Raw genomic sequence first — 13,201 nt, forward strand, 5'->3', positions numbered from 1 at the left:
CAAACCCCGGCGTATCATAATAAGGCGAAAAGGTCTGGTAGTGTTGATATGTTTGCATTGTTACTGTTGACGGGGGGAGTGTCATCTGGATGAAAAGAATATTCTTTTTCCTTCTTGCTTATTGCTCGTGTGTCGCGGCGCAGACCGGCGACAGTTCAACTCTACGCGTGGATACATCGTTCACGGTCTACAGCGCTGCCGCAAAAGTGCAGAAGAAATTCCCGTCAGCGAAACTGGTACTCCCGGATCTTCCCCGGGGTGTCGTCGCTGACGAAAATGTTGTCTTCGATTCTTCCGGTTCGCGTGCGCTTACGCTTGACGTTTATTATCCTGAGTCCCGGTCAGATTCGTTGTACCCGGGTGTGATCCTGATTCACGGCGGTGGATGGAGCTCGGGAGACAAATCGATGGAAGTCCCAATGGCACAACAGCTGGCCGCGCATGGATATGTCGCGGCGACGGTTGAGTACCGCCTTGCTCCGGAGGCTGGATTTCCTGCCGCTGTCTACGACTTGAAGTCCGCGGTCAGGTGGATGCGCGCGAATTCAGTGAAGTACCATCTCGATACGACCAAAATTGCAGCATACGGGTGCTCCTCAGGAGGAGAGCTGGCAGCCTTCCTGGGTGCCACGGGGAATGTCGGAAAGTTTGAGGGGAGCGGATCATTCCTCGACCGATCCAGCAGAGTCCAGGCGGTGGTCGATGTGGATGGCCTCCTTGATTTTATGAACCCAAATTCAACAAAGTACGATACCAACTCTGCCAGCCCTTCCGCTGCCGACAACTGGTTTGGTGGATCGTTCAGGACCATTCCTGAAAAATGGAAGGAAGCGTCACCGATAGAATATGTCGATGGCGGCACGCCTCCGATGATTTTCATAAACAGCTCTCTTCCACACTATCATGCGGGTCAAGACGAAACGATATTACGGCTGAGAAATTGGGGTGTCTATTTTGAAGTGCACACGATCCCGGATACGCCGCACCCATTCTGGCTGTTTCATCCCTGGTTCGATCAAACACTTCAATACACGGTCACGTTTCTCGACAAACTCTTTAAGTGAGGCAATGAAAAATAGAAGGTTGATTTCAATATTGTATAACCGGATAAAAAATCGAAAGGAGCCGACCATGTTCGGAATGAAAAATCGATACTCCACATTGATAGCGGGAACCGCGAGGAGTTTCTATGAATACCTTCTGTTCTCATTCGCTATCGCCGCGCTGGCAGTTGTAATCTGCGCGCGCCCCGCATCGGCACAAATAACAAGCAACGGTACAGGCGGAGGATTGTGGACTTCCACTTCAACATGGGCGGGCGGCGTCGTGCCTGATTCGACCTATGACGTGGTGATCGCGGTAGGTGATTCTGTTTATACAATTTCTTCAACGCGAGTAACCGCGAATAATATCGAGATCCAATCCGGAGCAAAACTGAACGTACTTGGTGGATCGTCTGGCGGAACATTTGGTGTGGCAGGCGCTTTCACGATCGATGCAGGAGCCTGGTTCTACAATAGCAACAGCTCGCTGACCGGCTGGCCGAACGGTGCGACGGCTTACAATATCGATGCGGCAAGCACTTATGTCCTTACAGCCGCCGGAAGCAGTACCGTCGGTTCGAGTCAGGCCGATTCCACTTTCGGCAATTACATCGACAACAAAACGAACGGCGGCACTAGCTGCGGTGCGAACCTGACAATCAAAGGTGACCTGACTATAATGACTGGTTCCACTTCAAACACTTTCAGGGGTATCAGCGCGACCACTGCCGCGAGTGCCGGTCCAACACTCACTCATCATGTAATGGGAAATGTAAAGTTGATCACCGGTGTTTGGTCGGCTGTTGACGGCGATCTGGGTACCGGCGTTCCAATGTCTTGTACATGGACCATCGATGGAAACGTCACCATCGGAGATCCATCAACTGCATCGGGACAGGCAAGGTACGGCCCGTTCACGAGCTCGAACGCCAACACCAAATATGGTACATTCGATATCGGCGGATACCTGAAAGTGATTAACGGCGCGAGACTCCAGTGCGGCAGCAGCTCGAGCGATAACGCGGTAAACGAAGTTGGCGAGATCAACCTGAAGGGTGACCTGATTCTTGACACTACGGCTGCAGTCGCGGGTAATACGTTCGGCAAGTTTGCATTGAACTTCGTCGGCACCGGCACCCAGAACATCACCCTCAGAGTGCCGCTGGGTTTTTCGCAAGGATCGACCGGCGCGTATCCCACTTTCTGTGATACGGTTGCGTCAGGTGCCACCGCCGTCTTCACAGGCGGGCGGCCATGGGGAAGAGTCGGCGGATCGACACCACCCAGCTTGCCGGCGAATGGCTGGGGAGCGTTCGTGGTGAAAGGAACTTTGAAATTCAGCCCGACCGACACGCTGATGGGAAATCAGGACTTTGTGGTGGCCCCCGGCGGCACTCTGGGAATTTCTGCGGCGGTTGGAGTTGACACTTCGAATGCAGGTAACATCCAGGTGAAAGGTGCAGAGTCGTTCTCGACCGCTGCCGGCTACCTTTTCAACGGCACGACCGCTCAGGTAACAGGAAACGGTTGTCCGACCACGATGAGTAATCTTACAATCAGCGATACAGCAGGCGTGACATTGACAGCGAGCGATACTGTCTCAGGAACGTTGACGATGAATGGCGGCGGAAAACTAAATCTGGGTACTAACACAATTCTTGTGAGCGGAAAGAAAACAGGCGCAGTTGTCGGCGACAGCGTTTCTTATGTCATCGGCACACTCACCCGCGCCGACAGCGCGACGGGTGCTTACCTGTTCCCGATAGGCGATGGATCCGGCTACCACGGTGTAACACTGAACTACACAGCCGCTCCAACAGCTTCGTCAAATCTCTCTGCTTCATTTACCGCCGCAGATCCTACTTCAGCTGGATTGCCGGCCGGAATCGGAAGTTACTGGAACGGCGGATATTGGACTCTTGCCGCAAGCGGTACGCCTACCGGGACTTATGATCTTACTGTTTACGCGAAAGGCGTTCCTAATATCGATACCGGCTCAGTTACACTCATCGGAAAACCATCTCTGGCCGTTCCATGGGTCGCACTGAACCCAACTGCGACTCACGGGTCCACCGTGTCGGGAAATCTGATCACTGAATCAGGAGTCACAACATACGGGATCGTCGGTGTCGGCTATGGAAAGCTGACTGCCGTGAAGGACAAAAATAATTTGGTGCCGACGACAGTTTCTCTCGGGAATTACCCGAATCCTTTCAACCCGACCACAGATATCGAGTTCTCGGTTCCTAAGACAGCCCGCGTTACGCTTGTGATTTACAATTACGTCGGACAGAAAGTTGCCACTCTCGTGGATCAGGTAATGAATCCCGGAGTCTACAACAGGATATTTGACGGCTCGACGCTATCAAGCGGTGTCTACTTCACACGTCTTGGGGTCGGTGATAAGACGCTCGTCGGAAAAATGTTGATGATCAAGTAATTCGTCCATGCCGATGTCATGGCCGGAATACAAGTGAAGACGTAATTGATTCATTCGCCCGGTGCTCCGCCGCTACAGATGCGGCGGAGCCCGTGATTTTTCCATCTTCACACCACGAAATCATTTGGGGAACAAACAGAAATGAATTTTAACAATCGCCGAAAGATCGTGCTCTTCCTCACCGCCGCTGCGATCGCAATGATGGGCGAAGCCGCAACTTTCCCTGATTCCCGGGACCTCTTGAGGCAGGAACTTCGAAAAGTGACTTCGGGTCTCGCGTTCCAAATGCCTGAGGTAATGCTTCCGGAATTCGCGGACAGGAATTTCAACGTACTCGATTATGGGGGCATCGGTGACGGACTTACAATGAACACCGGAGCTATTCAGAAAGCGATCGACGCTTGTTCCGCGGCAGGTGGGGGAAGAGTGGAAATCCCCCAGGGTCTGTGGCTCACCGGACCACTCCGCCTTAAGAGTAACGTCGACTTCCATCTCGATGCGGGAGCGTTGATCGAGTTCAGCCGGAACCATTCTGACTATCAGATTGTCAATATCCCGCGCCGCGGTTGGATTGTAGAATCCCCGATTATGGGAGTCGATCTTGAAAACATCGCACTCACCGGTCCCGGTCTCATCGACGGCAGCGGAATCACGTGGCGCCCTGTAAAGCACGAGAAAGCTTCACCGACGCTGTGGAAGGAGTTGACGAAGTCTGGCGGCGTCGTAAGTGAGGACGGCTCGATGTGGTGGCCGTCTGAGGCCGCTGAAAAAGGGGCAGAGTATGTGAAGAACCTGAAATCGGCGAAGAATAAAAAAGATCTGACGGCTGCGGACTTTCTCCCGGCGAGAGACTTCATGAGACCCATGCTTGTCCTCCTTGTCAACTGCAAGAAGGTGTTGATCGACGGTCCGACATTTGAAAATTCTCCGTCATATGCTCTTTATCCGAATTGGTGTGAAAATGTTGTAATTAGAAATGCGAGAATCAATAACGAGTATTGGGCACAGAACGGCGACGGCATAGACATCAGCTCGTCGAAGAATGTTGTCATCTTTAAATCTACGGTCACTGCCGGAGACGATGGTATCTGCATGAAATCGAGTCCGGACAAAAATGCATCCGGTCCTACGCTGAAGAATGTGGTGATCTCGGAGTGCGTCGTATATCACGCTCACGGCGGCTTCGTAATCGGAAGTAACGTCGACGGCGGGATCGAGAACATTTCGGTAAGAAACTGTGACTTTGTGGGGACCGATATCGGGCTGAGGTTCAAGAGCGCGAGAGGCAAAGGTGGAGCTGTCCGGAATATATTTGTCGATAGCGTGTACATGAAGAACATCGTCAACGAAGCAGTGCTCTTTGATACGTACTACGAGGAAAAGGGAGATGAAGAAAGCGCTCCTCAGGCGGTAACCGACAAGACTCCGGAATTCAAAGATTTTCATCTGAACAATATTCACTGCGACGGTGCGAAGCAGGCTGTACGGGCGTTCGGTCTGCCCGAGATGCCGGTTGACAGTATTACGATTACCAATTCGACTTTCTCCACGGAAAAAGGTTTTGAATCCAGCAACGTATCCGGCTTCAATTTGGAAAATGTCAGGATCATACCACAGAAAGGACCGGTTTATTCGCTGACCGAAAGCAAGGGCGTCGTAATCGAGAACGGCTATTGTCCGCCGGCCACAGACGTCTTCCTGATAGTTGCCGGAAAGAATTCCGCAGGCATAAGACTGATCGGGACTCCAACCGATGGTGCGAAGACGCCTGTAAAGTATGGATCCGATGCAGCCGCGGATGCTGTAACGATAAAATAAGAGACACGAAATCCGCACTAACATTGATATCGGGATAACCACACATGTCTTTTCCTGAAAGAAATTTGAAAGAACGCGGTCGCGAAATTTTTCGATTAGCGTTATCAAGTCTGATTCTCTCTGTTGCATTCGCCGGCGGATTCACTCCGCGAGCGCTTCAGGCAGGCCCGCAATTAAGGGACTCCGGCTGGTGGCGTGCCTCGGAAATTGTCCACAAAATTATTCGGCCGTCGTTTCCTGACCGCAATTTCGACGTCACCGAATTTGGCGCCGTTGGTGATGGGAAGTCTCTTTGCACCGAGGCATTCTCAAAAGCCATAAAGGCATGCGCTGACGCCGGCGGCGGACACGTGGTAGTTCCTAAAGGGGTTTTCCTAACCGGCGCAATTCATCTGGTCAGCAATATCGATTTACATTTATCAAAAGATGCCGTGATCCGCTTCAGCACGAATCCGTCGGATTATCTCCCGTTGGTGTACACGAGATGGGAAGGCGTTGAGTTGATGAACTATTCGCCGCTTATCTACGCGTTTGGCCGGAAGAATGTGGCGCTAACTGGCGGCGGAACGCTGGACGGGCAGGGAGACAATGAACACTGGTGGCCATGGAAAGGAAGCAAAGAGTTCGGATGGAAACCCGGCACGCCGAGCCAGCTGGACAGCACTTGCCGACCGCTTCTCATGAAAATGGGCGATGAAAATGTTCCCGTCAAAGAGAGAGTCTTCGGAGATGGCCATTACCTCCGGCCTACATTTGTGGAGTTCTACGATTGTGAGAATGTGCTCATCAGCGGAGTGTCTCTGAAGAACGCCCCGTTCTGGTTTCTCCATCCGACTTTGTGCAACAACGTGACTATAGAAGGTGTCAGCGTGAGCAGTGATGGTCCGAATACTGACGGTTGTGACCCTGAATCGTGTTCCGATGTCCTCATTAAAAATTGTGTCTTCAATGACGGAGACGATTGCATTGCAATAAAGTCCGGCAGGAATAACGATGGACGGCGGGTCGATGTGCCCAGCACGGACCTGGTAATCACCGGTTGCAGAATGGAGAACGGCCACGGCGGAGTTTCAATCGGGAGCGAGGTAAGCGGCGGGTGCTGGAACGTCTATGTAGATAGCTGCACAATGGACAGCCCGAACCTCAACCAGGTGCTGAGAATGAAGTCGAATGCGAAACGAGGCGGAATGGTTAAGGACATTTACGTCAAAGACATACACGTCGGTCGGGTAAGCGAATCAATTGTCAGACTCGATATGCAATACGATCCGGGAGAGGCCGAAGGGTATAGCTACTTTCCAGTGATGAAAAATATTTTTCTTGATAATGTTGAAAGTGAAAAGAGCAAGTACGGCCTCTACGTTGCAGGGCTCGACAGCTCAAAAGTGGAAAACATAGACCTGGTCAATTGTAAATTCAACGGAGTCTCCAAGGGGAATTATATAGTGAATGCAGCGGGTGTGACATTTGACAACTCGTACCTGAATGGTCGACTCTTAAATAAATGAATCCAATTAAATTGTTCCCGAAGGGATAATTGAGTGAAAATCAATATTGCATTTGCGGCTCTTCTTTCTCTTTCCGCTGCCGCGTACGGACAGATATATGTTTCACCAAGCGGAAGCGATTCAAACGCGGGCACGATCGGAGCACCACTACAGACGATTTCAAAGGCGATGTCGATGGCAACAGCCGGGACGACAATATATCTGAGAGAAGGCGTATATAATATCTCCAGCACATTAGGCACCGGTGTCAGCGGTACGGCGGGAAATTATATAAATCTCTGGGCATATCCGGGAGAGACCCCCATCCTCGATTTTGCCGGCGAGTCGTATTCATCCTCGTCTAGGGGAATCGAACTGAAAAGAAATTACTGGTACTTGAAGGGACTCGTCATCAGGAATGCCGGCGACAACGGCATTTACATCAGCGGTTTTTACAACATCGTAGAGAATTGTCAGATCTCAAATTGTAAAGACTCAGGCATCCAGATAAGCAATGGAGGAAGTTACAATTACATTCATAATTGCGACTCGTTCGGTAATAACGATCCCGCAACTCAAGGACAGAATGCCGACGGCATCGACGCGAAACTTGTGGCTGGACCGGGAAATGTCATCCGCGGCTGCAGAGTGTACGACAACGCCGATGACGGCTACGATTGTTACGGGACCGGCTTTCCCGTGATATTCGACAGCTGCTGGGCGTTCCACAACGGTTACAATCTCTGGGGCATATCGGGCTTCACCGGCAACGGAAACGGGTTTAAGCTCGGCGGCGCCGACTCCATCGGTCTCCACGTAGTCACGAACTGCGTGTCTTTCGACAATGTCGTGAAGGGTTTCGACCAGAACAACAACATGGGCGGTGTCACCCTCTATAACTGCACATCGTATCGTAACGGCACTTACAATTTTTCTTTTCCCTCCGTCCCTCTGGTTGCCGAAGACACGTTGAAGAACGATCTCTCTTATGCCGGAGGGTGGAATTCTTCTGCGGGAAGCGGGGGTGACGCGAGGCTCAATGCGGATGCAGTGATCGATTCGAACAGCTGGACGAATCATTCCGTCATGGCTTCCGATTTTCTCAGCCTCGATACTTCTCTGGCGAGAGTCACAAGATTGCCGGACGGATCCCTTCCTTCCACGCCTTTGTTTCGACTTGCCCCATCCAGTTCGCTGATCGACGCCGGCATTGATGTCGGTCTTCGATTCGCGGGCAGCGCGCCCGACCTCGGCGCGTTCGAGAGCGGTATCGGCTCGACTTACTCTGAGACAAACGGCACCGGCGGCGGCGATTGGAACTCCGGCTCGACCTGGAAGTCCGGCGCAATACCTGTCGATACTTCGGATGTCGTAATCTCCGGAGGCGATTCCGTGATTGTCACGTCCTCTCCACCCGCCACTTGCAGAAGTCTGATTCTTCAGTCGAACTCGAAGCTGAACGTGGAGGCGCCTCTTTCGGTGTCGGGATCCATCTCTGTCCAATCCGGCGCCTGGTATTACAACAGTCTGCCAACTCAACCGTCTTTTGTCCAGGCCGGGGAGTATTACATCAGCCCGTCGAGCTTCTATGTTCACACTTCCGGCGCGGGAAATCTTCTCGGAAGCCCCGGTTACGACTCCACTTTCGGCAATGTGATCGTGTCAAGAGGCGGTACTGTCGCCGGGACAAATCTTACCATTAACGGAAACCTGATAATACAAACAGGGGGACCTGCCGCCATCTTCAGCGGATGTGCGACTGTCAGTCTCGCACACACTATTCATGGCAGCGTGTTTGTAAACAGCGGTGAATGGTCTGCCGTCGACACGAACGGTACCGCGAATGTAGTCGGAGTATGGAATGTTGACGGAAATGTTTTCGTCGGGAGCGCTCTGAGTCCCAATTCGGCCAGGCTCGGACCGTTCTCGGGAACGACAGCTGCTGGTAGTCGAACAGGAATTATCAACATCGGAGGAAATCTCTCGATGGCAAACGGCGCCACCCTCCAGGCGGGCGGCAGCACCGGTTCTACGTCCACCAGTGAAACTGGCATACTGAACCTGAAAGGGAACTTCACAACAGACAACACCGTCTCATACGCCACGAACTCCATCGGAGCATTCGCTTTCAATTTTACCGGCGCGGGTGGACAATCTGTTATACTTGGCAAGCCGTTCGCGATGTCATCTCTCACGATGCAACCGGTCGTCTTTGACACAGTTGCCGCGTCCTCCTCCCTTACCTTCGTTACGGACAGCACATCGTGGTCAGGCGGCGCAGGCGGCGGAAAATTTGTCGTCAATGGCGGGTTGACTCTGGCCCCGAGCGACACCCTGAAGGGAAGCCAGTCATTTTCTTTAGACGATGGTGCAACGTTTTCAATTACTTATCACGACGGAGTTGCTTCGAACGGAGTTGTCCAGGTAACAGGGGCCCGGAGTTACAGCAAGAACGCCAACTACGTCTACAGCGGATCGTTGCCGCAGATTACGGGCGATAATCTTCCCGACAGTGTTAACAACCTTACAATCATAAACTCATCCGGCGTTTCTCTGACAAATTCCGTAGTTGTCAAGGGTAGAATTGCATTCGTAAACGGTCAGCTCCTTCTCGGCCGGAAGAATGTCGTCGCTGCCTCTGTAGTCGGAGGATCCGCAACAACTTATGCAATGACCGATACCTCGGGTGGTCAAATGACGATTGCCAGTGTGGGATCTGCCCAGACGTTATTCCCCGTCGGCACGCATGAAGCTTATTCGCCTGTCTGGATCACAAACGGAAACGGTCCGGATGCCTTCTCCGTGTCTGTAATTCCTGACTCAAGTCTGCCCGAATACGCTGGCGGCGACGGGGGGAGAGTGAATGTAAAATGGGATATCACCGAACAGTCAGCGGGGACTTCCGACTGTGCCATAAAACTCGGATGGATGTCAGCGGAAGAGAATACACCCTTCGCAGCTAATCGCGATAATGATTCGAGGATATTTCTCCTTTCCCAGCCTGATTCGGATGCGGGTTCCGGCAATTACACATTCCAGCTTTCCAGTCAGCCTTATACAATCTCGCGGGGAAATATTACGGCCCTCGGATGGTTTGGTGTCGGGAAATTCGGTCGCACCACCGGTGTCAACGAATCTCCAAATGTCCCGCTCGCGTTTCAACTTTATCAGAATTTTCCCAACCCGTTTAATCCGTCCACTGAAATAGATTTTACCGTCGCGAAGAGAGGATTAACCGCGTTGAAAGTTTACAACATCCTGGGCCAACGCGTTGCTACACTTTTTATGGGAACTGCCGACCCAGGGCGGAAGTATGTCGTCCGGTTCAATTCCTCCGGTCTGTCGTCCGGCTTGTATCTCTCGGTTCTGGAAAATGGTTCTCAAAGGCAAATCAGGAAGATGATTTTAATGAAATGAACGGAGCTTGCTCTTCCGTTCATGGAAGGAAGCGGGAGCCTACGAGGCCCTCCTCAACGTGTGGGGCTTTGCCAGCATTACGTACTTTGCGCGATTGGACCTTGATGGTCATGTCATGGTAAACAAGATGTTGTTGGTCAAGTAGTCCCGATCCGAAAATATTCGACGTGGTCGCTGTTACTCCAGGCGGCGATCACTTCACCGTTTAAACCATGGACGAATTAGGCCGCGATTTCAATTTCGCGACCTTTCTAATTTGCTCCGCGAATCCTTTCTGACGTCGGTGTTCCGCGTGCGGTTACCCGAATAATTACCGTATCAAAGGCCATGTCATCCAGTGCACAACAGTAGTTCCCCAAGGCTTGATCTCCCTCAGCCCTTGAGCCTCCCGCAGCGTCCGCAGGATAACCATACGGACATTCGGATATCATGTCGTCCATTTGCACAGCGTCGATGACCGTGTTAAATTGTTATTGAAAATTGTTGAAAAAGGCATGTTCTATGGGCTTTTTGGCCCGTGGAAGACGAAGCTCGCTTACGGGGCAGTAGCTCAGTTGGGAGAGCGCCAGAATCGCACTCTGGAGGTCGGGGGTTCGACTCCCCTCTGCTCCACAGAAAGTTTGTACAATTTGCCGAAAGCGACGGAATGAGTTTTTGAGGTCAAGTCCTGTGCAACGGAAAGTTGCCGAACCCCGCCAGGTCCGGAAGGAAGCAACGGTAAGCGTACTGACCGTGTGACACAGCAAGCTTGACCTCGTTTTTTTTCGCTTTCATTATTCGCCTTCAGTTACGGTTGGAATTTCAAGGCGATAGGTTCATGTTTGGTTCAGTTTTGATTTAATAATCGGCGTAAAGGTGTTAAACAGACATAATACTCAAAGCTCGGATTCTCATCCTGTCCGTCTCCGGCGGATGATTGTTCTCGAAGCTTGGCTTATGTCGCTGGTCGCATTTCGCATTCCAGTTTTCAGGGATGACGCCATCCCTGTTCATCCTAAACTATTTTCCATTCCAAGTTGCGGAGTCGCTTCAGACTTCCTCCAGAGTGTTATCAGGAGTGTTAGTTATTTGCCGGCGAGTGTGGGAATCCCACTCCTCGCAGCTTCATTTCTTGTCTCGGCCGAATTATTTTCGGGAGACAATACGCGAGTCAGGATATCGCCTCCGAAAGGTGGTCCACCAAATGATTCAGCAATCATACACTCCAATCTCCTATTGAAACACAATACCGGTCAACACCGGGTCGAAATTCTGGTCGATCGCCTGAACTGTTCTCCGCGACAAAAAAACAGAGCAGGTGTATATGAAAAAGGAGATTGTAATCAATGAGACTGCTGACCAGGTTCGGATTGCTATTACCGAAGACGGCAGGCTCGCGGAGATTTTCGTCGATACTCCCGGCAAGGAGCGTATGGTCGGGGACATTTATCTCGGCCGTGTCGCGAGAGTCATGTCCGGGATCAGGGCGGCATTCATCGATATCGGGCACAAGCAGGATGCGTTTCTCCATTTCTCGGATGTAGACCCGAACATAGACGAGTACTCATCGCTGATCGGCGAAGATGATTCGGATGTCGATCACGAAGAGGATGACGAGCTAGAGACAGCGCCGCCGGCAGGTCAGCCGCAGGGTCAGCAACAATCACAGCAGCATAATGCGCCGCGAGCACAGATCGCGCAACGACCATATCGTCCCGCGCCGCGCGAAATCCATCTCGACCGCGGAAAGAGCATCATCGTCCAGGTCACGAAAGAGCCCGTTGGAAAGAAGGGCGTGCGTGTCACCAGTAAGGTGTCGCTGCCCGGAAGATATGTGGTCCTCCTCCCGTTCGACGGCCGCATCGGAGTCTCGAAGAAGCTTTACAATTTTCGGGAAAAGAAAAGACTCAGAAGGATAATCAGAAGCATGCTCCCCGAGGGCTTCGGCGTCATTATAAGAACTGTGGCCGAAGGAAAAGAGGAAGAGCTCCTGAAGAACGATCTCGAACAGTTGATCAAGACATGGCGTGAGATAGAAAAGAGCGTGAAGTCTGAACAGCCTCCGATCCTTCTCTATAAAGACCTGTCGACAGTTTCGAGTGTCATTCGGGACCTCTTCAACAATGAGGTCCAGAGAGTCGTCGTCGATTCGAGGCGCTTGTACAAAGAGATCACTACTTACGTGAAATGGTTTGCGCCGACGCTTGTCGACAAGATTGAGTTTTATCGCGGGAAGCAGCCGATCTTCGATGTGTTCGGCGTCGGGAAGGACATGCAGGACTCGCTCGGACGCAGGGTGGCCCTTAAGACAGGCGGCTATATCGTAATCGACGTCACCGAAGCCATGACAGTCATCGATGTCAACAGCGGCCGCTACGCGGCGAACAAGGAGCAGGAACAGAATTCACTCCGGACAAACCTCGAAGCATCGCGTGAGATCGTCAGGCAGCTCAGACTCCGTGATATCGGAGGAATTATTGTGGTCGATTTCATCGACCTTGACGACGAGCGCAACAAGCGCAAGGTGTACGAAGAACTCCGCAGAGAATTCCGGAGGGACAGGGCGAAAGCAACAATACTTCCCATGACCGAATTCGGTCTCGTGCAGATCACGAGGCAGCGCATAAGGCAGAGTATCATGCAGTCTTTCAGCGAGGCATGCCCCATATGTGCCGGAACGGGAATCGTTCAAAGCCGGGCGACAGTCTTCTCTGAGATTGCAGGAAGACTCGGCAGGTACAAGGGCGAGGGCCATGGCAATACCGCGAAATTGACGGTCCATCCATATCTTGCTTCGTATCTTAAAGAAGGGAAACCGAATAATCTTATAAAATTGATGTGGAAGAATAAAATTTACATCAAACTCGAGTCCGATTCCAAGATTCCCGTCAATTCTTATAAGCTCTACTCCTTCTCCGAGAAGAAAGACGTGACGGAAGAATTCAAATCGTAGCATCGGAAGAGAGAATGTTGTTGCTGAATCACGTCGATTATTTTTCTGCAATTGAAATCGCGGC

Annotated in this window: 6 protein-coding genes, 1 tRNA gene and 1 other RNA gene; all 8 read left to right on the top strand. The window is 51.8% G+C overall.

The window, feature by feature from the left end:
• Nucleotides 1–89: 89 nt before the first annotated feature.
• The 8 genes from VIS48_16045 to VIS48_16080 all read left to right on the top strand — a co-directional run bounded on the left by VIS48_16045 (nucleotide 90) and on the right by VIS48_16080 (nucleotide 13,137).
• Nucleotides 90–1,064 (top strand): alpha/beta hydrolase, encoded by a 975-nt coding sequence (locus tag VIS48_16045; protein ID HEY9167667.1) that lies wholly within the window; start codon nucleotides 90–92, stop codon nucleotides 1,062–1,064.
• A 67-nt stretch (nucleotides 1,065–1,131) separates the two neighbouring features.
• On the top strand, nucleotides 1,132–3,483 hold the full coding sequence (locus tag VIS48_16050; protein HEY9167668.1) for a T9SS type A sorting domain-containing protein: 2,352 nt from the start codon (nucleotides 1,132–1,134) through the stop codon (nucleotides 3,481–3,483).
• A gap of 141 nt (nucleotides 3,484–3,624) precedes the next feature.
• Nucleotides 3,625–5,301: a glycoside hydrolase family 28 protein gene (locus VIS48_16055; GenBank protein HEY9167669.1), complete on the top strand. Its 1,677-nt coding sequence runs from the start codon at nucleotides 3,625–3,627 to the stop codon at nucleotides 5,299–5,301.
• Nucleotides 5,302–5,345: 44 nt separating this feature from the next.
• Entirely contained in the window at nucleotides 5,346–6,809 is a 1,464-nt protein-coding gene (locus tag VIS48_16060) for a glycoside hydrolase family 28 protein (GenBank protein HEY9167670.1), read from the top strand.
• A gap of 33 nt (nucleotides 6,810–6,842) precedes the next feature.
• Nucleotides 6,843–10,205, top strand: a complete 3,363-nt coding sequence (locus VIS48_16065; GenBank protein HEY9167671.1) for a right-handed parallel beta-helix repeat-containing protein — start codon at nucleotides 6,843–6,845, stop codon at nucleotides 10,203–10,205.
• Between the two features lie 539 nt (nucleotides 10,206–10,744).
• Nucleotides 10,745–10,817, top strand: a tRNA-Ala gene (locus VIS48_16070).
• A gap of 46 nt (nucleotides 10,818–10,863) precedes the next feature.
• Nucleotides 10,864–10,962, top strand: an RNA gene (gene ffs, locus VIS48_16075) — signal recognition particle sRNA small type.
• A gap of 546 nt (nucleotides 10,963–11,508) precedes the next feature.
• Nucleotides 11,509–13,137 carry an Rne/Rng family ribonuclease gene (locus tag VIS48_16080; GenBank protein ID HEY9167672.1) on the top strand — a complete coding sequence of 543 codons (1,629 nt, stop codon included), beginning with the start codon at nucleotides 11,509–11,511 and terminating at the stop codon, nucleotides 13,135–13,137.
• Nucleotides 13,138–13,201: the final 64 nt, after the last annotated feature.

The organism is Candidatus Kryptoniota bacterium (assembly GCA_036567965.1).
Lineage (GTDB): Bacteria > Bacteroidota > Ignavibacteria > Kryptoniales > JAKASW01 > JAKASW01.